Here is a 22432-nt window from a genome sequence, read left to right on the forward strand (position 1 = left end):
GGACGTCATTCCGGGGCGATGCGCAGCATCGAACCCGGAATCTCGCGCCACCATTTCGAGATTCCGGGTTCGCGCTACACGCGCCCCGGAATGACGACGAATTAAGATGATCTCGCCCACGCTTCCCGCTGAGCTAAAGGCGGCCCTCGACGGCAAGCTCCAGGGGTTCTCGCGCACCGACGCTGCGCAGCGATCGCAGAAAATCTCGACCAGCTATCGCGCAGGCGGCGGCTCCGGCACGATCAAGTCGGAGGCCGACGCGCTCGCCTATGCGCTCGCACGCATGCCGGCAACCTACGCGGCGGTGGCGGCGAGCCTGAATGCGCTGACTGAGATCGCGCCGGACCTCGCTCCGGAAACGCTGCTCGACGTCGGCGCTGGTCCGGGCACCGCGAGCTGGGCCGCGGCGGAGGCGTTCTCCTCGCTGCAGGATTTCACCCTGCTCGATGCCAACGGCACGCTCAGCCGTCTCGCGCTCGAACTGGCGCGCGACAGCACCCGTCTGGCGGATTGCCGCTATCTGCCGGGCGATGCCGGCGCGAACCTCGCCGAGGTCTCGCAAGCCGATCTCGTCGTCGCGAGTTATGTCATCGGCGAGCTCAGTGAAGGCGATCAACGCAAGCTCGCGGAAACGATGTGGGCGAAAGCGCGCCACGCGCTGGTCGTGATCGAGCCCGGTACGCCCGCCGGCTACGGCCGCATCCTCGCGTTGCGCCAGCAACTGATCGCGGCCGGCGCCTATGTCGCCGCACCCTGCCCGCACGAAAAGCCATGTCCGCTGGCGACGCCGGACTGGTGCCATTTCTCCCAGCGCCTGCCGCGCTCGCAGGCTCACCGCCAGATCAAGGGCGCCGAGGTGCCGTTCGAGGACGAGCGATTCATCTACGTGGCGCTGACCCGTACGCCGCCCGCAACCCGCGGCGCGCGCGTGCTGGCGCCGCCGGACGTCAGCAAGGCCGAGATCACAGCAAAGCTCTGTACGGAGCAAAGCGTCGAACTCGCCAGGATCCCGCGCCGCGACAAGGCCGCCTATGCAAGCGCCCGCCGCTGGCGCTGGGGCGATACCGTCCTCTCCAAAAGTTAACCTCCTCCGGCGCTTTCGCCTTGAACTCGGATAGTCCCTCATCCGACCAAATCCTACCTCCCTTCTGCGCCGGGGCTCTCGCTCCGCGCCAATTTGGTCTAGGCTGCGCCCGCCTTCTTCCCCCTGCAGGAGTTCTCCATGTCGACCGGCTGGATCGTCCTCGGCGTTATCGTCGTCCTCGTGTTCTTTGCCTTCGCCGCCTACAACCGGCTGGTGGCGCTGGGCCAGCGCGTCGGCCAGGCCTTTGCCGACATCGACGTGCAGCTCAAGCAGCGCCACGACCTGATCCCGAACCTTGTCGAGACCGTGAAGGGCTACGCATCGCATGAGCGCGGCACGCTCGACGACGTCATCAAGGCGCGCAATTCGGCGATGTCGGCGCAGGGACCGGCGCAGGTGTCCGCGGCCGAGAACCAGCTCTCGGGCGCGCTCGGCCGGCTGATTGCGCTGTCGGAGGCCTATCCCGACCTCAAGGCCAACGCCAATTTCCAGCAACTCGCCAGCGAGCTGTCCGACCTCGAGAACAAGATCGCGGCCAGCCGCCGCTTCTTCAACAGCGCGGTCCAGGAATACAACACCGGCATCCAGCAGATGCCGGCCGCCTTGTTCGCCGGCATGTTCGGCTTCACCAAAAAGGACTTCTTCGATCTCGGTGCCAGCCGCTCCGAGGTCGAAGCCACGCCGCAGGTGAAGTTCTGAGTTGAGCCGATAGGCCGGCAGGGCATCGCGTCATGGCCGCGTATGGTCTCTACACGCACATCGCCTCGAACAAGTTTCGTTCGATGCTCCTGCTCGCCGGCCTGTTCGCGCTGGTCTATGTGCTGGTCTACGCCGGCGCGCTGATCGCCGAAGTCGTCATCAACGGCGACGAGACTGTCGTCCATTATCTGAGACGCGCCTTCTATGACCTGAAAGTCGCCGCACCGGTTGCGACCCTCGTGGCAGCGGCCTGGATCGCGATCGCTTATTTCTTCCACCAGTCGATGATCGATGCGGTGACCGGCGGCCACGACGTCACCCGGCAGGAGGAGCCGCGGCTCTATAATCTGCTCGAAAATCTCTGCATCTCGCGCGGCATCACGATGCCGAAGCTGAAGATCATGGAGAGCCCGGCGCTGAACGCGTTCGCGACCGGCCTCAACCCGCGGCAATATTCGATCACCGTTACCACCGGTCTCCTCAATGCGCTGAACGACAACGAGATCGAGGCCGTGCTGGGCCACGAGCTGACCCACATCAAGAACGGCGACGTGCAGCTCATGGTGGTCGCCGTCATCATCGCAGGCGTGGTCGGCTTCTTCGGCGAACTGTTCTTCCGCCTGTTCACGAATTTCAGCTGGAGCTCCGGCTCCGGCGGCTCGTGGTCGTCAGGCTCCTCCTCGTCGTCACGATCATCCTCGTCGTCGAGTGACAGCAAGAGTTCCGGCGGCGGCGCGGTGATCGTCATCATCATTGCGATCGTGCTGATCGTGGTGGCCTGGCTGTTGTCGCAGGTGGTGAAGCTCGCGCTGTCGCGCTCGCGGGAATATCTCGCGGACGCGGGCTCCGTCGAGTTGACGAAAAACCCGGACGCCATGATCTCGGCCCTGCGCAAGATCGAGAACCGCGGCGAGCTGCCGGGCGCAACCTCGGCGGTGATGGAGCTCTGCGTCGACAATCCGCGCGAGGGTTTTGCCGATTTGTTCGCGACCCACCCCTCGGTGCAGTCCCGGGTCGACGCGCTGGTCAAGTTCGCCGGCGGCCATGATCCTGGCCCGCTGCCGTCTCCCGCCGACGAGGCCGAGGAGCCAGACACGCAAGCCGATCGGCAGGACACCCCACCGCCGCTGCGTCAGGGTCCCTGGAACGACGCCAGCGGCGCGACCAGTCCGCCGCCCGTGCCCGCACCCAGCCCCGCCGGAACCGCCACCAGCAACCCGATAGGTCCTTGGGGCCGCCATTGAGCGTGATTTGACGCCACGCGCGGCAGGCCTCGTCGCGATTGGGAAAAACCTCGGGAATTGCCGTAACTGGGGCCTGCGGAATTGAATTCTCCCTTGTTTCTGCCATGTTCGCGCCCAACAGCAGGCATGGGACATCCTCGGGACATCCTTGGGACATCGATTTGGGGCCCGGCCGATTGCGACTTCGCGATCGGGGGCGCGCGTTAGGGGACAGCAATGGCAAAGCCGGCAGTGGTTGTGGTGGGCGCGGACAAGGGCGGGGTCGGCAAGACCACGGTGTCGCGGACCTTGCTCGATTATTTTTCCGCCAACAACGTGCCGACGCGCGCCTTCGACACCGAGTCGCCGCGCGGAACCCTGAAGCGCTTCCACCCTGACATCACCGAGATCGTCGACATGACGACGACGTCGGATCAGATGAAGATCTTCGATACGCTCAACGCGACGAGCCCGTCGGTCACCGTGATCGACGTCCGCGCCGGCCTGCTCTCGCCGGCGCTGGCCTCCTTGCGCGACATCGGTTTCCTCGACGCCGCCAAGGCCGGCCAGATCACTTTTGCCGTGTTCCACATCCTCGGCCCCTCGATCGCCTCTCTGGACGAAATCGCCGAGACCGCAGGCTTCATGACCGGCGCCAAATACTTCCTGGTGAAGAACTTCATCAACGACACGCAGTTCTTCCAGTGGGACCAGGCGACCTATAATTCCTACTTCCACCGCATCAAGGATGCGACCGAGCTGACCATCCCCAAGCTCAACGAAATGGCCTATGAGCAGGTGGAGGTATCCTCCGTCCCCTTCCTGAAATTCGTCGCCAACAAGGGCATCAACGACGAGGCCGCGAACTATTCGTTCGTGCTGCGCGGGTATGTCCGGCATTGGCTGGCGAACGTCTGGAGCGAATTCGACCGGATCCGGCTGACCGACATCGTCGGCTCCAAGCCCGTCACCCGCAACAGCGAAAAATAGTTGCGCAAGCCGGGCGGATACGGCTGGATTGGTCGCCGAGTTCGACGGATATAGCTATCGATGCCCGCGACGCCCCTCTACATCATTTGCTCGCCCCGCCCGCAGGTCGGCAAGACCCTGCTGGCGCGGCTTTTGAGCGAATTTTTGCTGCTCAAGAACGGCAACGTCGTGGCCTTCGACGTCAACCTGAAGGAGCCGTCGCTGCTCGACTATCTGCCGAAGATCACGGAGACAGCCGATGTGATCGACACCTATGGCAAGATGCAGCTGATGGATCGCGTCATCGTCGATGACGGGGTGGCCAAGGTGATCGACCTCGGCTTCCACGCCTTTGACGAGTTCTTCAAGATGACCGAGGAGATCGGCCTGTTGAAAGAGGCGGCGCGCCGCCACGTCGCGCCGATGATCCTGTTCGTCGCCGACACCGACCGCGTCTCGGCCCGCGCGCACGAGACGCTGCGCGAACAGATCCCGCGCATCAACCTGATCACGGTGGACAACGAGCACGTCGTGCGCGGCGAGCTGCCGGCCGCGATGGCCGGCGGCCGGCTGCTGCGCCTGCCGGCGCTGCCCGGCTTCCTCAAGACCTATATCGGCCGCCTGAATTTTTCCTTCACCGGCTATCTACGCCAGGAGAAGGATGCCTCGACCGAGCTGCATCAGTGGACCCGGCGCAATTACCTCGCCTTCCGCGAGCTCGAGCTCAGCCTGATCCTGCAACGGTCCTGAATATTTTACCCGGGTAATATTGACGTCGGGCGGCCCTGCGGTTACTGAGGTCACGCACCAGCGTTCCTCAGCAAGGACCTCACCGTGACCATCGACCGGAAAGCAGCGATCGCCGCCCACAAGGAGCGGAAGACCGTTGCAGGCGTTTACGTCGTCCGCTGCGCGGCCTCGGGCGAGGCCTGGGTCGGCCAAGCCCCGAACCTCGACACAATCCAGAACCGCATCTGATTCTCGCTGCGCCAGGATAGCCACACCTGCCGTAGCCTCCAAGCTGCGTGGAACACGCGTGGCGAGGCAGGCCTGACGTTTGGTGAATGTGAGCGTCTGGAGGATGAGGAGACCGCCTATGTCAGGAATGCGCTGCTCAAGGAGCGCATGCTGCATTGGCTGTCGGAGCTGAAGGCGGAGCCGATCTGAACGTCGCCAGCGGCGCCGTTGCCGCTCAGTGCCCCTCGAACGTCATCAGCGTGCGCACCGGCACGTCCATCGCGCGCAGCTTGGCCGCGCCGCCGAGATCGGGCAGGTCGATGATGAAGCAGGCGGCAACGACATTGGCGCCGATCTGGCGCAGCAATTTCACCGCGCCTTCCGCGGTGCCGCCGGTGGCGATGAGGTCGTCGACCAGGATCACGCGCTCGCCGGGCTGGATGGCATCGACATGCATCTCCATCTCGTCGATGCCGTATTCGAGAGAGTAAGCGATGCGCACGGTGGTATGCGGCAGCTTGCCCTTTTTCCGGATCGGCACGAAGCCGGCCGAAACCTGGTGCGCCACCGCGCCGCCGATGATGAAGCCGCGCGCCTCCATGCCGGCGACCTTGTCGATCTTGTTGCCGGCCCAGGGATTGACGAGTTCGTCGACCGCGCGGCGGAACGCACGCGCATCTGCGAGCAGCGTGGTGATGTCGCGGAACAAGATCCCGGGTTTCGGGTAGTCCGGGATGGTGCGGACGCTTGCCTTCAGATCGTGGTCAAAAGTCATTGTGCCTCTCAATCAGCGCGCGCATCCAGGCGGAACGCGTTCTCGACAATTCGTAAGCCCACCTCGCCGCTCAGCGACATCAGCGATTCCGGATGGAATTGCACGCCGGCGACCGGCAGGGTCTTGTGCTCGAGCGCCATGGCGACGCCGTCCTCGGTGCTGGCGGTGACGGATAGCACCTCCGGCATGCTGTCGCGCTCGACATAGAGCGAGTGATAGCGGCCGATCACGATCTCTTTCGGCAGATTGCGCATCAGCCGCCCGCCGCGCACCTGCACCCGCGAGGGCCGGCCGTGGGCGGGATGCGTGAGCTGCCCGAGCTCGCCGCCGAAATATTCGCCGATCGCCTGGACGCCGAGACAGACGCCGAACACCGGCAGCTTGTTCTCCAGCGCCGCGTCGATGGTCTTCTTGATCCCAAAATCCTCAGGCCTGCCAGGGCCGGGCGACAGCACCAGCAAATCCCACCGCTTCTGCTTGAGCATGTCGAGCGCATGCACATGACGGACCACGGTGACGTCGGCGCCGACCTGGCGGAAGTAATCGGCCAGCATATGCACAAAGCTGTCGTCATGGTCGATCAGCAGCACCCGCTTGCCGCTTCCGGTCGCATCGGGCGCAAAGGCCGACAGCGGCTTCGGCGGATCACCGCGCAAGGCCTGGAATAAAGCGGCAGCTTTGACCTGGCATTCGCGGTCCTCGGCGGCGGGATCGGAGTCGAACAAACAGGTGGCGCCGACACGCACTTCCGCGAGGCCTTCCTTCATCCGGATGGTGCGGATGGTGAGGCCGGTGTTGATGCTGCCGTCGAAATTCACCGCCCCGATCGCGCCCGCATACCAGCGGCGGGGCGAGCGCTCGTGATCCTCGACGAACTGCATCGCCCAGAGTTTTGGCGCGCCGGTGACGGTGACGGCCCAGGCATGGGTGAGGAACGCATCGAGCGCATCGAAGCCGGGGCGCAGCATGCCTTCGACATGGTCGACGGTGTGGAAGAGTTTTGAATAGGTCTCGATCTGCCGGCGCGCCAGCACCTTGATCGTGCCGGGGACGCAGACGCGCGCCTTGTCGTTGCGGTCGACGTCAGTGCACATGTTGAGCTCGAACTCGTCCTTCTCGGAGTTCAGGAGCTGGCGGATCTGCTCGGCATCGCCGATCGCATCGGTACCGCGCGCGATCGTACCCGAGATCGGGCAGGTCTCGACCCGGCGTCCGTCCGAGCGCACGAACATTTCCGGAGAGGCCGAGACGAGAAATTCACCCTCGCCAAGATTCATCAGCGCGCCGTACGGCGACGGGTTGATGACGCAGAGCCGCTGGAACACTTCGGCCGGCGAGCGGTCGCAGGGCTCGGCGAAGAGCTGCCCCGGCACCGCCTCGAACAGATCGCCGCGCGCAAAGGCGGCGCGCGCGGTCTCGACCGTGGCCTGATATTCGCCGGGCGCGTGATCGGCAAAACCCTGGCGCGGCGTCTTGAGGTATGGGCTCTCGGCGGTCTCGTGCGGCAGGCCCGCGGTGGACTTGCCCTTCCACGCGAAATCGTAAGTGAGCACGACGCCGCGGCCGGTAGCGCGGTCATAGGCGAGCAGGCGGTCGGGGACATAGAGCACGATGTCGCGCTGGTCGCTCTCCCGCGCGCGCTTCTGCACGAGGTCCTCGATCTGGAACACGAGATCGTAGGCGAAGGCGCCGAACAGGCCGAGCGACCCGTCGTCATTGGCGGAGAAGGCGGCGACGAGATCGCGCACCAGCGACATCACGCTGGCGCGCCGCGTGCGCTGGTCTTCGTCGATCGGAGCTTCGCCGCGGATGATATGACCGGCAAGGCGCGTGGGCGTTGTCTCGGAGATCACGACGCAGGGCTCGCGCAAGACGTCGGCGAGGAAGGCGATCAGCACCTCCCCGCGCGCGTTCAGCGCTTCCAGCTTGAAATTGACGCCAGTGGTCTCGAGCTTGAGCGGCGGATCGGAGAAGCCGAGGTCAAAGCTTTCGTAGCGGCCGGGCACGGTCGTACCCGACGACAGCACCACGCCGCGGCGACGGTCGAGCAGGCTGACGAGATCGTCGAGCCGGTTGGCGCCGCCGGAAAACTGTTCCGCCACGCGCGTGATCGCGAGCCCCGCGCGGGTCACATAGTCGCTTCGAGCTGGAAGGGCAAAGACGGTCCTGTTCATGGGGTCCTCTTACGAAACTTGTCGAGGGAACGCCACACAGGACAAACGATCAGGCCGCCGCACTGCGTGGGCGACCTCAGACGATTTTTGGAGAATAAATCGCACCGGCCACCTCTCAGGAGGTGCGCCACCAAAGACGGGATGGGCGGACGGCGGTGCTCATTGGCGGATACTCATCATGGCGCGGGAACGGCGTCAAGAGCCGCTGGGCAGGCTCGACCGGCAAAATGGCGCAAATCGCAACGAGGATTATCGCCGGTCTTGCAGGCTGGCGCGCCCCACGGCCGCGTCTGCGGCATGACGCTCGATTTCGTCTCGCATGACCGTGAGCACGAGCTCGCCGTCAGATCCGATGACCTGGGCGCGATCGCCAAAGGTTTCGACTAAAACGCTGGTCTCTCCTGTGACCGCACACCAAGTGGCTCGATCGTCGTTCACGCTCAGGGCCGTGATCGCCGCGGCGGGATCCAGACCCAACTTCCGCAACAGCAGGTCGGTCGCTTCGGCCGCAAAGTTCTGCTCGGCAATTCTCAAGAAATTCTGGATCGTGTCAGTCCCGACAGTCGACAGCCGCGCGCCCACTATCGTAGGGGGCGTCGCAAGTTCATAAAGTCGTCCACCCGCCTCGTCAAAGACGCATAGCCGCGAGCCCTTGTTGGTCCTTACGCCGAACGCCGTGCATTGCTGCCCCTCCACATCCGTGTCGAATCCTGGAAGCACCATGACCTTGAGCTCTGGGTCAGGCCTCACCGCCCCGCAGGCCGCCGCGACCGTGACCTGCAAGTCGTCAGACATCTGGAAGCTGATGTGGCGAACGCTTTGCCAGATCCGGCGGTGGGACAGATGCGGGTTAAGCTGCGCAAGCCGCTCGATTTCAGAAGAATATTGCTCCTGCGCGACGGCGTGCAATTCGGGCCAGCTCGCGATCCATCGGGCCGCGAGTGGTATCATTGGTTGCTCTCGTTCTACCGCATAGAAGCGCTTATCAAGCGCGCTGAGCGCCGCGGCGCGGTTTTCGAATCCGGTCTGCAGCGCAGCCTCGTCGGGATGTGCCTCTACCCAGGCGATCATCTCCTGCAAGATCTGGTGTTGCGCGCTCGCTCCCATCGCCTGCAATCCAGCGAGTGCATCGCCGGACGTCGTTGGGAGCATCGCGAGCCCTGTGTTGCCGATGAACTGGCTGTGACCGCCGTTGCAGACCTGAGCGAGATAGTAGTCGGCATGATAGGCCTGTATGGCCACGGCCGGGAGCTCACCTCTCGTGTAGACGCCGACGTGCTGAATTTGGCTGACATAGTCGACCACAGCGCAGGTTAGATAATCGGCCTTCTCGGGGTGCCGAGCCGCTTCCAGCGCTTTGCGCGGCACCACAATCTTGGTCAAGCGGCCATCCACAATCATCGTGCTCTCCAGCAGGCGGAAACCCCTGCGACTGCACTCTATGATTGCGGTGATTGATTTTCAATCGTGGCGCGGCAGTAGCGCTGATCGCGGTCCGTCGGCGACCAGCCTACCCGAGATGCTTCCGGAAAAACTCCGTCGCCCTGCCCCAGGCGAGCTCGGCGGCTTCGCGGTCGTGGACGGCCTGGCGTTGCTCGTTGACGAAGGCGTGCTCGGCGTCATAGCGGAACAGCTCCAGCGACTTGCCGGCGGACTTCATGGCCTTTTCGAAGCCATTGACCAGCTCAGGCGTGCACCAATCGTCCTTGTTGGCGAAATGGGCCTGGAGCGGGATCTTGACGTCGGCGGGCTTGGCTGCCTGTTCGGGCGGAATGCCGTAGAACACCACGCCGGCCGCGAGCTCCGGCACATGCACCGCGCCGATGATGGTGACGGCGCCACCGAGGCAGAAGCCGGTCAGGCCGACCTTGGCGCCGTTGCGTGACAGATATTGCGTGGCGCCCCGTACCGTCTGCGTGGTGGCGTCCATGAAATCGAGCGAGTTCATCTCTTTGCCGGCCGCGTCAGTGTCGTGATACGGCACCACCTTGCCCTTGTAGAGATCGGGCGCCAGCGCATCGAAACCGGCGAGCGCGAAGCGGTCGCACAGGCCCTTGATCTGGTCCGACAGGCCCCACCATTCCTGGATGACCACCACGCCAGGCGCGTTGCCGCGCGCGGCGTTAGCGAGATAGCCCGAGGCGTCCTTGCCGTCCGGGCGCTTGAAGGTGATGGCGGTTCCCATGGTGTCCTCCGACGAGTTTTTGGGGAGCGGTTGGCGGCATTTTGGCGTTTGAGCGGGCGATAGGCAATCGCACGTGACAACACACTCTCGTGCCCAACAAAAAAGCCCCCTCGCGGGGGCCTCTTCATTCTCGCCTCGGGCCGCTCAGTGCGAGTCAGCCCAGACCTTCTTTTTGGTGAAGTACATCAGGCCGGCGAAGATGATCAGGAAGATGAACACCTGGAAACCGAGGCGCTTGCGCGCTTCCATGTGGGGTTCGGCGGTCCACATCAGGAACGTGGTGACGTCCTTGGAATATTGCGCAATCGTGGTCGGCGAGCCGTCGTCATAGGTCACCTGGCCGTCGCTGAGCGGCTTCGGCATCTTGATGGCGTGCCCCGGGAAGTACTTGTTGTAGTAGGACCCCTCCGGGATGGTCACGCCTTCGGGCGCCTTGTCCTCAAAGCCCTGGAGCAACGCCGAGACGTAGTCCGGGCCCTGCTCCTGATACTGGGTGAAGAAGTCGACGATGAACATCGGGAAGCCGCGACCGTAGGAACGCGCCTTCGTGATCAGCGACAGATCCGGCGGCGCCGCGCCACCATTCGCCGCACGCGCGGCCTGCTCGTTCGGGAATGGCGAGGGGAAATAATCCGCCGGCCGGCCCGCGCGTTCGAACATGTCACCCGCATCGTTCGGACCATCCTTGACCTTGTAGTCGGAGGCGAAGGCTGCAGCCTGCGCGACCGAATAGCCGGGACCGCCGGCTTCCGCGAGGTTGCGGAAGGCGACGTAGGACAGGCCGTGGCAGTTGGCGCAGACTTCCTTGTAGACCTTCAGGCCGCGCTGCAATGCGCCGCGGTCGTATTTGCCGAAGGGACCGGCGAACGACCATTTGTTGCCCGGCGGCTTGTCGCTGCCTTCGGAGGCACGCGCGCTGTCGGCGGAGCCCGCAAACAACGCGCCCGCCAGCGCAAGCACGATCGCGCTCGACACCATCGGCGTCGACCTGCTCCCGGTTTTGGCCAGGACGGCGTCCGAGATCGAGTTCGGCACCGGCCGCGGCTTCTCGATGCGCGAGAGCAGCGGCAGCACGATCAGGAAGTAGGCGAAGTAGCAGAACGTCAGGACCCGGCCGGCGATCACATAGATGCCTTCCGGCGGCTGCGCGCCGAGATAGCCGAGCAGGGTGCAGACCGCGACGAAGATCCAGAAGAACTGCTTGGCCAGCGGACGGTACTTCGACGATTTCGTCCTGGCGGCATCGAGCCAGGGCAGGAAGCACAGGATGATGATCGCCGAGAACATCCCGATCACGCCCGCAAGCTTGTTCGGGATCGAACGCAGGATTGCGTAGAACGGCAGGTAATACCATTCCGGCACGATGTGCGGCGGCGTCACGCCCGGGTTCGCCGGAATGTAATTGTCGGCGTCACCGAGGTAGTTCGGCATGTAGAAGATGAACCAGGCGTAGAGCAGCATGAAGCAGGAGACGCCGAACATGTCCTTGATGGTCGCATGCGGCGTGAACGGAACCGTATCCTTTTCCGTCTTGGGCTCGACGCCATCAGGGTTGTTCTGGCCAGAGACATGCAGCGCCCAGACGTGGAGCACGACGACGCCCGCGATCAGGAACGGCAACAGATAGTGCAGCGAGAAGAAGCGGTTCAGCGTCGGGTTGCCGACCGAATAGCCGCCCCATAAGAGCGTCACGATGCTCTCGCCGACATAGGGGATTGCGGAGAACAGATTGGTGATGACGGTGGCACCCCAGAAGCTCATCTGGCCCCACGGCAGCACGTAGCCCATGAAGCCGGTCGCCATCATCAGGAGGTAGATGATGACGCCGAGGATCCACAGCACTTCGCGCGGCTCCTTGTAGGAGCCGTAATAGAGGCCGCGCAGCATGTGGACGTAGACGGCGACGAAGAACATCGAGGCGCCGACGGCATGCATATTGCGCAGCAGCCAGCCGTAATTGACGTCACGAACCAGAAGCTCGACCGACTTGAAGGCGAGGTCGGCATGCGGCGTGTAGTGCATCGCCAGGATCACGCCGGTCAGGATCTGGATCCCCAGCATGAAGGAGAGGATGGCGCCGAAGGTCCACCAATAGTTCAGGTTGCGCGGGGTGGGATAGACCACGAAGGAGGAGTGCATGAGGCCGAGGATCGGCAGACGTCGCTCGATCCATTGCAGGGCCGGATTGCTCGGCTGGTAGTCGGATGGTCCGCTCATGATGCGATCCTGAGGAAATAGTACGACGAGACGGCGCGAAGCTTCGGACGAGGGTCCGAAGCTCAGCCGATCTGGATTTTGGTGTCGGAAACGAACTGGTACGGCGGCACCGGCAGGTTCGCGGGCGCGGGCCCCTGGCGGATGCGGCCGGACGAATCGTATTGCGAACCATGGCAGGGGCAGAAGAACCCGTCGTAATTGCCTTCATGGGCGATCGGGATGCAGCCGAGATGGGTGCAGATGCCGATCACGACCAGCCACTGCTCATGGCCGGACTTGACCCGGGCCTCGTCGGACTGCGGATCGGGCAGGCTCGCCACGTTGACGGCGCGCGCCTCGTCGATCTGCTTCTTGGTGCGGTGGCTGATGTAGATCGGCTTGCCGCGCCAGAACACCTTGATGTCCTGCCCCTCGGCGACCGGGCTGAGATCGACCTCGATCGGCGCACCGGCGGCGATGGTCGACGCATCAGGATTCATTTGGGAGATAAAGGGCCAGAGCGCAGCTGCGCCCCCTACTGCTGCAGCTGCCCCCGTTGCAACGAATAAGAAATCACGGCGTGTCGGATGGTCCGCCGAAGACGCTGTCGTCACGATTCCAACCCTTTCTTCTTATGCAGCCGGCGGAACCGCTCCAGGAGCCCCCAAGGTCCCCAGAACAGTCTGCCGGCGCCCGCGGCCCCCCGCGGCGGCAGAACTTCACGTGCCCCCACCAAAACAAGGCGAAAACAGCAGTCCAGAATCGTTCTATTGGCACCCTTGCCGGGCGAGCGCAAGCCCGCTAGCGGCGCGGGAGCGTGCAATGCACGAATTCCGCGGCCAGCGATGTTTTATTGAGACATTTCCGGCCCGCACCGAACCCGGCAGAGCCCATGCAGATCGCGCTTTTCCAACCCGACATCCCCCAGAACACCGGCACGATTCTCAGGCTCTGCGCTTGCCTGGACGTGGCCGCCCATATCATCGAACCGGCGGGGTTCCCCGTCTCCGACCGGCATTTCCGCCGGGCGGGAATGGATTACCTCGATCAGGTCAGCATCGTCAGGCACGACTCCTGGTCGAAATTCGAGCAATGGCGCGCGGCGCAGGGGGCCCGCCTGCTGCTGTTCACCACCAAGGGGGCGACCGACTACCGCGATTTCCGTTACCAGACGGCGGACATCCTGCTATTCGGGCGCGAGAGCGCCGGCGTCACCGAGGCGGTGGTCGACGCCGCGGACGCGCGGCTGGTGATCCCGATCGCTCCGGGGCTGCGGTCGCTCAATGTCGCCATGACCGCGGCTATGGCCGCAGGCGAAGCGCTGCGGCAGCTTCGGAACCCGCAAGTTTGATAATGTTGAGGAGAGACGGTTGAGTTACGCGGTCAAGGAAATCTTCCTGACACTGCAAGGCGAAGGCGCCCATGCCGGGCGCGCGTCCGTATTTTGCCGTTTTGCCGGCTGCAATCTCTGGAGCGGGCGCGAGGCGGACCGCAATGAGGCCACCTGCAAATTCTGCGACACCGATTTCGTCGGCACCGACGGCACGCTCGGCGGGCGCTATGCCTCGGCCGCGGAACTCGCCGGCACCATCGCGGCGCAATGGACGGCCTCCACCGACAACCGTTACGTGGTGCTCACCGGCGGCGAGCCGCTGCTCCAGGTCGATGCGGCGCTGGTCGACGCGCTCCATGCACGCGGCTTCGAGATCGGGGTCGAGACCAACGGCACCATCGCCGCGCCCGAGGGTCTTGACTGGATCTGCGTCAGCCCGAAGGGCGGCAGCGACCTGGTGATCCGGCGCGGCCACGAGCTGAAGCTGGTCTATCCGCAGCCGCTCGCCATGCCGGAGGCCTTCGCGGATCTCGCCTTCGAGCGCTTCTCGCTGCAGCCGATGGACGGGCCCGAGGTCGCTCAAAACACCGCCGGCGCGATCGACTATTGCCTCAATCATCCGCAATGGCGGCTCAGCGTGCAGACGCATAAATCGCTCGGTATCAGATAGGATTGGTTTTCGAACAGATGTGGGAATTGACGAAATCGTTTCGCTTCGAGGCGGCGCACTCATTGTCGGGAACGACGTTCGGCGCGGCCAGCGAAGAGATCCACGGCCACTCCTTTCGCGCCGAGGTGACGCTGCGCGGCACGCCCGATCCCAAAACCGGCATGGTGGTCGATCTCGGCCTGGTCGAGCGCGCCATCGAGGACGTGCGCGTGACGCTGGATCACAAGTATCTCAACAAGATCGAGGCGCTGGGCACACCGACGCTGGAAAACCTCTCGCGCTTCGTCTGGGAACGGCTCGCCCCTATCGGCAAGCTCACCCGCGTCAGCATCCACCGCGACAGTTGCAACGAGAGCTGCACCTATTACGGTCCGCAGGGTTAGAGAATGACATCAACATTGGACCCGAGCTCGATCGAAGACCGCAAGACGCGCGCACGCGCCTGGTTCGAAGCGCTGCGCGACGACATCTGCGCGAGCTTGGAGCGGCTGGAGGACGATGCCCCGCCAGGCCTTTATCCTGGCGAGCCGGGCCGCTTCAAACGCACGCCGTGGCAGCGCACCGATCATACCGGGGCGGCCGGCGGCGGCGGCGTGATGTCGATGATGTCAGGCCGCCTGTTTGAGAAGGTGGGCGTGCATTGCTCCACCGTGCACGGCGAATTCGCGCCCGAGTTTCGCGCGCAGATTCCCGGTGCGGCGGAGGACCCGAAGTTCTGGGCCTCCGGCATCTCGCTGATCGCGCATCTGCGCAATCCGCACGTGCCGGCGGTGCACATGAACACGCGCTTCGTCGTCACCACAAAAGCCTGGTTCGGCGGCGGCGCCGATCTCACGCCGGTGCTCGACCGCCGCCGCACGCAGGACGATGCCGACAGCATCGCCTTCCACGCCGCAATGAAACAGGCCTGCACGCAGCCGAACGGCATCGCCGATTACGACAAGTACAAGAAGTGGTGCGACGAGTATTTCCACCTGCCGCATCGCAAAGAGGCGCGTGGCATCGGCGGCATCTTCTACGACTGGCACGACAGCGGCGACTGGGACGCCGACCTTGCCTTCACCCGGGATGTCGGCCGCGCCTTCCTGAAGATCTATCCCGACATCGTGCGGCGCAATTTCGCGACAAGCTGGACCGCGGAGGATCGCGAGGAGCAGTTGATCCGGCGCGGCCGCTATGTCGAGTTCAACCTGCTCTACGACCGCGGCACCATCTTCGGTCTCAAGACCGGCGGCAATGTGGATTCGATCCTGTCGTCGCTGCCGCCGGAGGTGAAGTGGCCATGACGACGATGACTCCCGCAATGAGGCCGCTGCCGCGCGCCATGCTGATCGACATGGACGACACCATCCTGTCGGCCTATGGCCGGCCCGAGATCGCCTGGAACACGATCACAGCGGAGTTCGCCGAGGAGCTCGCGCCGCTGCCGCCACACCTGGTCGCCAGCACCGTCCTGGCCTTTGCGAAAAATTTCTGGGCCAATGCGAACGCTTCGTGGCGGATGAAGCTCGCCGAGGCCCGGCATCTCACCGTCAAGGGTGGCTTCGCCGCACTCGCGGCCGCCGGTCATCGCGCACTATCAGACGACCTCGCCATTCGCCTCGCCGACCGCTTCACCAGCTATCGCGAGGAGGAGATGTTCGTCTTCCCCGGCGCGCATGACGCCATCGACAGGCTCAAGGCGCTCGGCATCAAGCTCGCGCTGGTGACCAACGGCGCCGCCGACACCCAGCGCGCCAAGGTCGAGCGGTTCGAACTGGCGCACCGCTTCCACCACATCCAGATCGAGGGCGAGCACGGTTTCGGCAAGCCCGAGGAGCGCGCCTATCTGCACGCGATGGACGCACTCGGCGTCACCGCCGAGGACACCTGGATGATCGGCGACAATCTGGAATGGGAAGTCGTGACTCCGCAGCGCCTCGGCATCTACTCGATCTGGATCGACGTGCATGGCGACGGCCTGCCGGAAGGCTCGATCGTCAAGCCCGACCGCATCATCCGCTCGCTGACAGAACTGCTGCCGGGCTGACTGCAATCAGGGTGCGCAATCAAAAACATCGAAAACAACCCCATGCACAGTAGACGGCCGCAGCAAAATCAAGGGCTTGCGGCAAACGCAAACTGCGGATCTGACGAAATCGGTTGCTCCGTCGGGCAAAACAGGCGCATGGTGTCATCGTCGCGACGCACGGGACGGAAGAGCCCTTGCGCCATCCATCGAACAGGCGCCATTGCCTCTCGTGATGGGATCGCTCCGGCCTAAAGCTCTCTGATCGACGTTTCAGCGGCCCGGCCGGCGCATGCGCGCTACCACAACACATCCACTGACCGAGTAGCCCGTGATCGGCATGTCATGCCGTTTTGCTAGCTTCACCGTCAATCAACCCGAAAGGACCATCCATGGAACTAAAAGCCGGCGATATCGTCATGCTGAAATCCGGCGGGCAGCCGCTCACCGTCGCGGACGTGAAGGGCGACGACGTGATCTGTCTCTGGATGGGCGCGGAAGGCGATCTGTTTCGCGAGACGCTGCCGCTCGCGGTGCTCGATCGACTGGAAGAGCTCGACGAAGACGAGGACGACGAAGACGAAGACGAGGAGTAAGCGCGGCTGAGGCCGCGTCCTAGTTTGATCGGAGCGCACAGCTCCGGCGCGCATGATGTCCGCTTCTTCGCCAACAATGGCGCGACAGCGGACATCGCTGCATGGCAGAACGGCCGACGAGACGTTGTCCGGATTCATCCTCTTGTCAGCATCCGTTACCTTGCTGACGGGATTCCTCGGCGGATACTTTCAGGATCATCGTGTCTCGCGTAAGGGGTGCAGCCGGCACCGTCACGATGATTTCCCATTTGTCTCGTCGGCCGTAAGCCGAGATCAGCTTGTGTAAGCCTGAAGGCCCGCGCCGATATTTAACGATCGGCTACACGGTTCGATGGCTTCTTCGTATTGACGGAGCTGCAGGTGCGCAACACAGAGGAGCCGCACCGTGATATTCTTCTGCACAATGGCCAGATCTGTCCGATCGCCGTCGAACCGGTCGGACCATATGTCGCGCGCGGTCTGAAGATCGGTCAGCGATACGCTGATCCGCACCTGATCTCCGTTGCGCCTCACCGCGCCGCGCACAGCCCAGCGGGCGCCGAGATCTCCTCCAAGCTGCTTCAGATCAATCGACTTATTCTTGTAGGTAAGGGCGGCCTCGCGTCCGATGACGAAAGTGGCGGGCGCTCGCGCAAGATCGGTCGTCAAACCTGTCGTGATGGCATCGGCAAGGTGATCCTGCTCTGGATCGTTGTTGAGGTTAGCGAAGGGCAATACGATGAGAGAGAGACGATGCGCGATCTCCGGCCCGACTATCGGTTGTCCTTGAAGCTCTCGAGCTTCCCGAACTGCGTCAGTACGGAGCGTCTTCCAGACATTCCAATAACCGAGAAGGCCGCCGGCAATTGCACCGATGGCAGCAACGGACGCCAGCGTCCCGCCGACGAACTTCAGAGGACCTCTGATGTGACGCATCCAGTTTTTGGATCGTCGTTTGCAAGCTAATTTTTCGGAGAACTCCGGGACCAAAACCGCTGCCTCCGCGGCTGCGCGCGCAAGATTCGACGGTTCTGCGAGGGCGTCTGAGATCACCGCTGTTTCAAGACATCGCTCGTCATCGTGGACAGCGCCCACGAAACGAAAGCCCTTTCGTGGAAATGTCTTGATAAGACGTTGTTGCGCGCCGGAGTCGCCGATCGCGCGTCGGACCGCATTCAATCGGGTCGTCAGCGCCGCATCAGACACGATCCGACCATCCCAAATTGCGTTTATCAGATCATCCTTGCTGACGACGCGATCCCTGCTGCGGATCAAATAGCCGAGCAGATCAAGTACCTGTGGCGTCGTAGGCACGGCATCGGGCCCGCGCCGCAACTCGCGCCGGTCGGTATCCAGCACACAGTCCTCGAAGAAATAGCGCATGGCACCATTCCCCAGGCTTGCCCTCTACTTCCGAGAGCGCCGCAGCGATTGTCCAGCGAAGATAGGCCTTCGAAACGGAAAATGTAAGCCGAATATCAAGTGTGCCTTGCCCCAGTGTCGCGGGATCGGCCGACGTCAGCCGCACGGAAACGCCCCCGCACCGGCTGGAACGCAAAGAATAAGCCGCCGGTAAGAAAAATGTAAGCCCCTCGTTAAGCGTACCGGACCGAGCATTGGCACCTTAGCCCTCGGTGAGAAGCAAGCCAAAGGAGATTGCGATGAGCGCGATCTATGGCGCCGCGTGGATGCGACGGCCCTTCGGATCAACGCAGCGCGTTGTTAGCCTCGTCCGGCAATTCTTGAGCGCATGGCGGGAGCGCCGCAGACGCCGGAGTGCACAAGCGACCCTGTGCGGCCTCAGCGACAGGGAGCTCATGGACATCGGCACGACGCGCGGCGAGATCGACTACATCGCCTCGCACCGAAACATCACGAGGCCGAGTCGTTCGACAGAACGGGACAGCGGCGTTATTACCCTGCTGCTCTGTAGCGCGCTTATCCTCGCTTTCGCAAGCGAGGCCAAAGCCCAATGCACTGCGCACGACGTTCTGCGGAATCACCTGGACCTCAAGACCGCTCCTCCGGTGCCGAGATCGCAGACTCCCGTCAGTTCGGCCGTCGATGTTCGGCTGTGGAAGACGATTGCGATAGGGACGTTCAGGGACATGCGCTCCCTTCGCAAGGCGATGAGTGCAATGGGCTGCGACGTCGGAAGCGCCGCTGCTGAAGTCCTTGCGCGGCCGGCTTTTACTCTGAGTGGCAAGAAAACGGACGTGGAGCTCGTCCCTGTCTCGGCCGCTGAGCTCGGCTTCGAGGGCGAGACAGCGTCGTTGACCGAAATCTATGCGCGCGCGCAACGGCTGGGTTTCGGACTTGCGCCCGCAGAAATCGGTCCGCAGCTGAGACTTCAGTACTTGGACCAGCCAATTGGTGAGTTTCTCATCATCGGAATGGAGCCGATCAGGACCTGGGCGGGTGAACCGGTGATCCTGACGGTTGCGAATGGTGGAGCAGGCCTGATTCTCATCGGCCAGGGCACCCGCGAGAACGCGGAAATTCCAGTGAACTCCACCATTGTATTCGTGCGGCCAAGTACGCCCGCCCAGGCGGAGACCGCGGCATTCAAGTAGCTCGGGTCATGCGTATGTCCGCTTTACGCCGAGATGCAGCATTTGTGGGTACTCGCCCTGGTCACGTCGATCCACGTTGAGAGTTTCAGCCTGGCGCTGTCGAAGGGATTGTCCGGCCTGCTCCTGCGGTTTGAGCTTGCGAGGCCAGGTTGGGTCCGGGCTTCCGGCTCAAACCATCGGAACGTCAATCCAACGGAACGTTCAAACTGGTACCTTTGGTGATGATGCCACCACGGTTGCCAATCTCAATTGAACCATAACGCTGTTTGAAACAATCGGGCAGCGGCCGGTCGCCTTCCATGCTGAGCCAGAGGCGCAATAGATGACGCTTCTGGCCTGCATCGGACCAATCGCGGAATCCGGTCCGGTCATGCAGCAATGCATGATTGTAGACGAACTGCATGTCGCCCGGCTGAAGCCGCATGCCGAAATGCAGCGTGGGATCATTTGCGAGCGCGTCGAAGAGATCGAGCGCCTCGACGTGAGCCGGCGTCAGTCTCGGCGCATCGGGAAAGCGCTGTGCACTATCGATATACTGGCGCTGATAGAACCCGGTCAGGAATCCCGCATGCCAATTCAGCACCGGGATTTCAAGATATGGCTTCTCGTTCTCCGGCACCTCGCCTCGCCGGTCTGTCGCGATCGGGTCAAACAAGAGAGCGGCAAGGTCGGGGCGTCTGTCAAACATCTCGTTGTAGATTGTCGTCGTACTGACAAGGAGGGAATCGCCTCCCTCCATCGCCTCGCGAATGCATAACAATCCAACCACGTCGGCCGAATCCGTGTGGAATGTTTGCCGTTCCGAAGTTTGATAAATTCGGGTGTTCGGATCCTTTGCATCGGCGCCGGTGTCACGGACGTGACCGAGAATGTGCCCCGCTGCATTCTGAGACCTCGCCGATCCAAGATGCGCGCCCACTCCGCAAAATATCGTCGCGGCAAACTCCTGACTATACCTCGCCAACGGGAGGCCGCGTATGACTTCGAAGCCCAAGCCGACCAGGAGCTTCGACTTGAGATCTTCCAGGTGCGCACCGAGATGGGGAAGCGGAAAGCTTTCCTTCGTGATCTCGGCGATTTTCTTGTTTCTGCCGAGATATGTTTTGGCCGCGCACTCGAGTTCCGCGATCTCGCCGGCCGCAAGCGATATCAACCATCGATCAGGATTGGCTTTCATCTCAGCGCCCTGCCAGGCGGACGGGATATCGACCTTCCCTGGAGGGCGATGAATCCCGCCGGGCACTGAGACCACATTCATCGTGTTGGCTCCTGGGGAGATTGGACGTCAGACATCGGGGCGGACGTCCAACGATATTGTGCCGACCGCTTGTTTGCAACTTGGCCGAAGCGCAGCCGTGTGCCCCGTGCGACCAAACGAAGCTCGGGAAAAAATGGCATCAGCCGGAACGTTCGCGAAGCTGGTTGAGTTGAAAGTCGTGCGCCTCGTGCTGCGGTCGTGGCCGCACCGCGCGGCCCCGGTAAGGCTCTGCAAGAGGCGAAAGCTACTTTGCGGCGTGCCTGGCAGCACGGCCGCGCGAGGACGGCGATGTACACGACGGCGATATACGATGAGCTGAGGCAGATCGAGCGCGACGTCGTCGAAGGAGAACGGCGGCTCGCAGAGCAGGAGGCGCTGATCATTGAAATGAAGCGCCAGAACGAGGACACAGCCAAAGCGGAAGGCGAACTCGAACGGATGCGGATGGAGCAGCGACGTCGTGATCAGGATCGGCAACGTCTGCTATCACGGCTGCAACCCTGAACAATTCCGCCCAATGCGGCTGATCCGCCGAAGGCGTCGCGGTTCTGAGACGCGAAACCAGGCCAGGCGCGCTCGACGAGACATTCTGTCGTGGGAAGTCACTCACCAAAACGGAGCCCGCCAGGCGAAGCGAACTTGACCTGCGAGAGTCCGGCAGGGGTTTACGCCCTTTGTATCGCAGGATCGATGTCCGAGGGCTGGTAAGCCATGGAATTGCCAAGCACACAAACGAGAGAGTCCCACCTTCTTCGGTGTTCCATGTAGGATTCGCACGAATGCGGAAGATCGTCGGTGACACTGATGCCTGCTTGCCGCAGCCGCCGTCGTGCATTGTCGAACCGGACCCGCCAGACTTGCCGATCTCCCTCGTCGGCTTCAGCCGATGCTTTCTCGTGCAGGAAAACGTTGTTGAGGGTCGAAAGGAGTAGCAGCGCGGAGGACCATAGCTGGGTGACTGCGCCGGATTGCTTGAGCCAATCGGCGTCCTTCGGCAATGCACTTTTGATCAGCGAGACGGCATCGAGGACGATGAGTGACGACCGGGACACGGAGTAGAACGGTTCAGGGAAGCGGAAGTAAAACAGAACGGGATAGAAGTGGTGAGCTTCTTTGGTATCGGTGACCTCTGCGGCCAACTCGGACAAATTGTTGTAACCCGCACTCAACTGGTTATTTGCGAACAGATGCGCGAGCAGATCCGCGGCATCGCCGGTCTCACCGCAGAGCGCGTGAATCTTGAGGCAAAGCGAGTTCCTGCTCCTGAGCGCGCCGTAGACCTGCATCAGGTAAGTGATGGTGAGCGATATGACTGATGTCCCGATCACCGAATTCAGAAGAAACAGCAGTTTCGCTCCGGCGCTTTGCGGACCAAAGTTGCTGCCGCCTACGATCGAGAGGCTGCTTCCCGCGACGTAAAGCGCGGTCACGAAGTCGGTTGGAGTCTCCTGGCTGCTGCTGGTGATGCTGGTCCCGAGCTGAGGGTGCACAATCAGGGCTGCCCCGAGCGCGAGCAGAATAGACCAGGTGAGCAGCAAGCCGACCACGATCAACGGGCCGCAGAATGAAAGCAGATGGTTGCCGTTGCCGGCCGAGGAAAGCCGGCGCAGCGCAAGCCAGACCATTCTAGCCAGGCGGTCGCTGATGATTCCGGTGCCGGCGCGTGCGTAGAGAACCGTGAGGAATACGTCGGCAAGGACCAGTGCCATCAGCAGCGTGCCGGCTATAGGCTCAACCCAATGGGCCATCTGTC

21 protein-coding genes and 2 pseudogenes are annotated in these 22432 nt (G+C 63.0%); 14 read left to right on the forward strand and 9 right to left on the reverse strand.

Annotation, left to right across the window (positions count from 1 at the left end; all coding sequences use genetic code 11):
- The first annotated feature begins 106 nt into the window (after window positions 1-106).
- The 6 genes and pseudogenes from ABIC03_RS09065 (at window position 107) to ABIC03_RS09090 (ending at window position 5142) form a co-directional block, all read left to right on the forward strand.
- Window positions 107-1084 (forward strand): small ribosomal subunit Rsm22 family protein, encoded by a 978-nt coding sequence (locus ABIC03_RS09065; protein ID WP_354057244.1) that lies wholly within the window; start codon window positions 107-109, stop codon window positions 1082-1084.
- Window positions 1085-1222: 138 nt separating this feature from the next.
- Window positions 1223-1783 (forward strand): LemA family protein, encoded by a 561-nt coding sequence (locus tag ABIC03_RS09070; protein WP_007595027.1) that lies wholly within the window; start codon window positions 1223-1225, stop codon window positions 1781-1783.
- A gap of 32 nt (window positions 1784-1815) precedes the next feature.
- Window positions 1816-3027, forward strand: coding sequence for a M48 family metallopeptidase (locus ABIC03_RS09075; protein ID WP_275171552.1), 1212 nt, complete (start codon window positions 1816-1818; stop codon window positions 3025-3027).
- Window positions 3028-3243: 216 nt separating this feature from the next.
- Window positions 3244-3996, forward strand: coding sequence for a P-loop NTPase family protein (locus ABIC03_RS09080; protein WP_028134861.1), 753 nt, complete (start codon window positions 3244-3246; stop codon window positions 3994-3996).
- Between the two features lie 60 nt (window positions 3997-4056).
- Window positions 4057-4725: a hypothetical protein gene (locus ABIC03_RS09085; RefSeq protein WP_275171550.1), complete on the forward strand. Its 669-nt coding sequence runs from the start codon at window positions 4057-4059 to the stop codon at window positions 4723-4725.
- Window positions 4726-4809: 84 nt separating this feature from the next.
- A pseudogene (locus ABIC03_RS09090) lies at window positions 4810-5142 on the forward strand (GIY-YIG nuclease family protein).
- A 25-nt stretch (window positions 5143-5167) separates the two neighbouring features.
- Here ABIC03_RS09090 and ABIC03_RS09095 read toward each other — a convergent pair.
- The 6 genes from ABIC03_RS09095 to petA form a co-directional block, all read right to left on the reverse strand.
- Window positions 5168-5707 (reverse strand): adenine phosphoribosyltransferase, encoded by a 540-nt coding sequence (locus ABIC03_RS09095; protein ID WP_007595035.1) that lies wholly within the window; start codon window positions 5705-5707, stop codon window positions 5168-5170.
- Window positions 5708-5715: 8 nt separating this feature from the next.
- Window positions 5716-7881, reverse strand: a complete 2166-nt coding sequence (locus ABIC03_RS09100; RefSeq protein WP_354057248.1) for an anthranilate synthase component I — start codon at window positions 7879-7881, stop codon at window positions 5716-5718.
- A gap of 249 nt (window positions 7882-8130) precedes the next feature.
- Entirely contained in the window at window positions 8131-9264 is a 1134-nt protein-coding gene (locus ABIC03_RS09105; RefSeq protein WP_354057250.1) for a DMP19 family protein, read from the reverse strand.
- A gap of 127 nt (window positions 9265-9391) precedes the next feature.
- Entirely contained in the window at window positions 9392-10066 is a 675-nt protein-coding gene (locus ABIC03_RS09110; RefSeq protein ID WP_354057251.1) for a dienelactone hydrolase family protein, read from the reverse strand.
- Window positions 10067-10210: 144 nt separating this feature from the next.
- Entirely contained in the window at window positions 10211-12283 is a 2073-nt protein-coding gene (fbcH, locus tag ABIC03_RS09115; protein ID WP_354057253.1) for a cytochrome b/c1, read from the reverse strand.
- A 62-nt stretch (window positions 12284-12345) separates the two neighbouring features.
- On the reverse strand, window positions 12346-12876 hold the full coding sequence (petA, locus tag ABIC03_RS09120) for a ubiquinol-cytochrome c reductase iron-sulfur subunit (protein WP_026232845.1): 531 nt from the start codon (window positions 12874-12876) through the stop codon (window positions 12346-12348).
- A gap of 278 nt (window positions 12877-13154) precedes the next feature.
- Here petA and ABIC03_RS09125 point away from each other — a divergent pair, with 278 nt between their 5' ends.
- The 6 genes from ABIC03_RS09125 to ABIC03_RS09150 all read left to right on the forward strand — a co-directional run bounded on the left by ABIC03_RS09125 (window position 13155) and on the right by ABIC03_RS09150 (window position 16869).
- Window positions 13155-13613: a tRNA (cytidine(34)-2'-O)-methyltransferase gene (locus tag ABIC03_RS09125; RefSeq protein WP_007607073.1), complete on the forward strand. Its 459-nt coding sequence runs from the start codon at window positions 13155-13157 to the stop codon at window positions 13611-13613.
- A 19-nt stretch (window positions 13614-13632) separates the two neighbouring features.
- On the forward strand, window positions 13633-14265 hold the full coding sequence (queE, locus tag ABIC03_RS09130; RefSeq protein WP_354057255.1) for a 7-carboxy-7-deazaguanine synthase: 633 nt from the start codon (window positions 13633-13635) through the stop codon (window positions 14263-14265).
- A 17-nt stretch (window positions 14266-14282) separates the two neighbouring features.
- The gene (locus ABIC03_RS09135) at window positions 14283-14648 is read left to right on the forward strand and encodes a 6-pyruvoyl trahydropterin synthase family protein (protein ID WP_354057566.1); all 366 of its coding nucleotides are present in this window, start codon (window positions 14283-14285) and stop codon (window positions 14646-14648) included.
- A 3-nt stretch (window positions 14649-14651) separates the two neighbouring features.
- The gene (hemF, locus tag ABIC03_RS09140; RefSeq protein ID WP_354057257.1) at window positions 14652-15551 is read left to right on the forward strand and encodes an oxygen-dependent coproporphyrinogen oxidase; all 900 of its coding nucleotides are present in this window, start codon (window positions 14652-14654) and stop codon (window positions 15549-15551) included.
- Window positions 15548-16294 carry an HAD family hydrolase gene (locus tag ABIC03_RS09145; protein ID WP_354057259.1) on the forward strand — a complete coding sequence of 249 codons (747 nt, stop codon included), beginning with the start codon at window positions 15548-15550 and terminating at the stop codon, window positions 16292-16294. The genes hemF and ABIC03_RS09145 overlap by 4 nt, the downstream gene beginning before the upstream one ends.
- Before the next feature lie 371 nt (window positions 16295-16665).
- Window positions 16666-16869: a YodC family protein gene (locus ABIC03_RS09150; protein WP_354057261.1), complete on the forward strand. Its 204-nt coding sequence runs from the start codon at window positions 16666-16668 to the stop codon at window positions 16867-16869.
- 1047 nt (window positions 16870-17916) lie between these two features.
- Here ABIC03_RS09150 and ABIC03_RS39255 read toward each other — a convergent pair.
- A pseudogene (locus tag ABIC03_RS39255) lies at window positions 17917-18231 on the reverse strand (winged helix-turn-helix domain-containing protein); the annotation flags it as partial.
- A 278-nt stretch (window positions 18232-18509) separates the two neighbouring features.
- On the opposite strand from ABIC03_RS39255, the gene ABIC03_RS09160 reads away from it, so the two are divergent.
- Complete coding sequence (locus tag ABIC03_RS09160; RefSeq protein WP_354057265.1) at window positions 18510-19421, forward strand: DUF1127 domain-containing protein; 912 nt, start codon at window positions 18510-18512, stop codon at window positions 19419-19421.
- Between the two features lie 184 nt (window positions 19422-19605).
- On the opposite strand, the gene ABIC03_RS09165 is transcribed toward ABIC03_RS09160, so the two are convergent.
- Entirely contained in the window at window positions 19606-20679 is a 1074-nt protein-coding gene (locus tag ABIC03_RS09165) for a TauD/TfdA family dioxygenase (protein WP_354057267.1), read from the reverse strand.
- 288 nt (window positions 20680-20967) lie between these two features.
- Here ABIC03_RS09165 and ABIC03_RS09170 point away from each other — a divergent pair, with 288 nt between their 5' ends.
- The gene (locus tag ABIC03_RS09170) at window positions 20968-21183 is read left to right on the forward strand and encodes a hypothetical protein (protein WP_007595064.1); all 216 of its coding nucleotides are present in this window, start codon (window positions 20968-20970) and stop codon (window positions 21181-21183) included.
- Window positions 21184-21344: 161 nt separating this feature from the next.
- Here the strand turns inward: ABIC03_RS09170 and ABIC03_RS09175 are convergent, their stop codons facing one another.
- Window positions 21345-22427, reverse strand: a complete 1083-nt coding sequence (locus ABIC03_RS09175; protein WP_354057269.1) for a two pore domain potassium channel family protein — start codon at window positions 22425-22427, stop codon at window positions 21345-21347.
- Window positions 22428-22432 lie beyond the last annotated feature (5 nt).

Source organism: Bradyrhizobium sp. RT6a, assembly GCF_040547675.1.
GTDB lineage: Bacteria > Pseudomonadota > Alphaproteobacteria > Rhizobiales > Xanthobacteraceae > Bradyrhizobium.

What these genes read in the sequence shown, in the direction of transcription:
- ABIC03_RS09150 (WP_354057261.1), top strand. Translation starts at nt 16,666, where the DNA reads ATGGAACTAAAAGCCGGCGATATCGTCATGCTGAAATCCGGCGGGCAG.
- ABIC03_RS09100 (WP_354057248.1), bottom strand. Translation starts at nt 7,881, where the DNA reads ATGAACAGGACCGTCTTTGCCCTTCCAGCTCGAAGCGACTATGTGACC.
- ABIC03_RS09075 (WP_275171552.1), top strand. Translation starts at nt 1,816, where the DNA reads ATGGCCGCGTATGGTCTCTACACGCACATCGCCTCGAACAAGTTTCGT.
- ABIC03_RS09080 (WP_028134861.1), top strand. Translation starts at nt 3,244, where the DNA reads ATGGCAAAGCCGGCAGTGGTTGTGGTGGGCGCGGACAAGGGCGGGGTC.
- ABIC03_RS09145 (WP_354057259.1), top strand. Translation starts at nt 15,548, where the DNA reads ATGACGACGATGACTCCCGCAATGAGGCCGCTGCCGCGCGCCATGCTG.
- ABIC03_RS09175 (WP_354057269.1), bottom strand. Translation starts at nt 22,427, where the DNA reads ATGGCCCATTGGGTTGAGCCTATAGCCGGCACGCTGCTGATGGCACTG.
- ABIC03_RS09110 (WP_354057251.1), bottom strand. Translation starts at nt 10,066, where the DNA reads ATGGGAACCGCCATCACCTTCAAGCGCCCGGACGGCAAGGACGCCTCG.
- ABIC03_RS09085 (WP_275171550.1), top strand. Translation starts at nt 4,057, where the DNA reads ATGCCCGCGACGCCCCTCTACATCATTTGCTCGCCCCGCCCGCAGGTC.
- hemF (WP_354057257.1), top strand. Translation starts at nt 14,652, where the DNA reads ATGACATCAACATTGGACCCGAGCTCGATCGAAGACCGCAAGACGCGC.
- fbcH (WP_354057253.1), bottom strand. Translation starts at nt 12,283, where the DNA reads ATGAGCGGACCATCCGACTACCAGCCGAGCAATCCGGCCCTGCAATGG.
- ABIC03_RS09125 (WP_007607073.1), top strand. Translation starts at nt 13,155, where the DNA reads ATGCAGATCGCGCTTTTCCAACCCGACATCCCCCAGAACACCGGCACG.
- ABIC03_RS09170 (WP_007595064.1), top strand. Translation starts at nt 20,968, where the DNA reads ATGTACACGACGGCGATATACGATGAGCTGAGGCAGATCGAGCGCGAC.
- ABIC03_RS09165 (WP_354057267.1), bottom strand. Translation starts at nt 20,679, where the DNA reads ATGAATGTGGTCTCAGTGCCCGGCGGGATTCATCGCCCTCCAGGGAAG.
- ABIC03_RS09160 (WP_354057265.1), top strand. Translation starts at nt 18,510, where the DNA reads ATGAGCGCGATCTATGGCGCCGCGTGGATGCGACGGCCCTTCGGATCA.
- ABIC03_RS09070 (WP_007595027.1), top strand. Translation starts at nt 1,223, where the DNA reads ATGTCGACCGGCTGGATCGTCCTCGGCGTTATCGTCGTCCTCGTGTTC.
- ABIC03_RS09135 (WP_354057566.1), top strand. Translation starts at nt 14,283, where the DNA reads ATGTGGGAATTGACGAAATCGTTTCGCTTCGAGGCGGCGCACTCATTG.
- ABIC03_RS09065 (WP_354057244.1), top strand. Translation starts at nt 107, where the DNA reads ATGATCTCGCCCACGCTTCCCGCTGAGCTAAAGGCGGCCCTCGACGGC.
- ABIC03_RS09095 (WP_007595035.1), bottom strand. Translation starts at nt 5,707, where the DNA reads ATGACTTTTGACCACGATCTGAAGGCAAGCGTCCGCACCATCCCGGAC.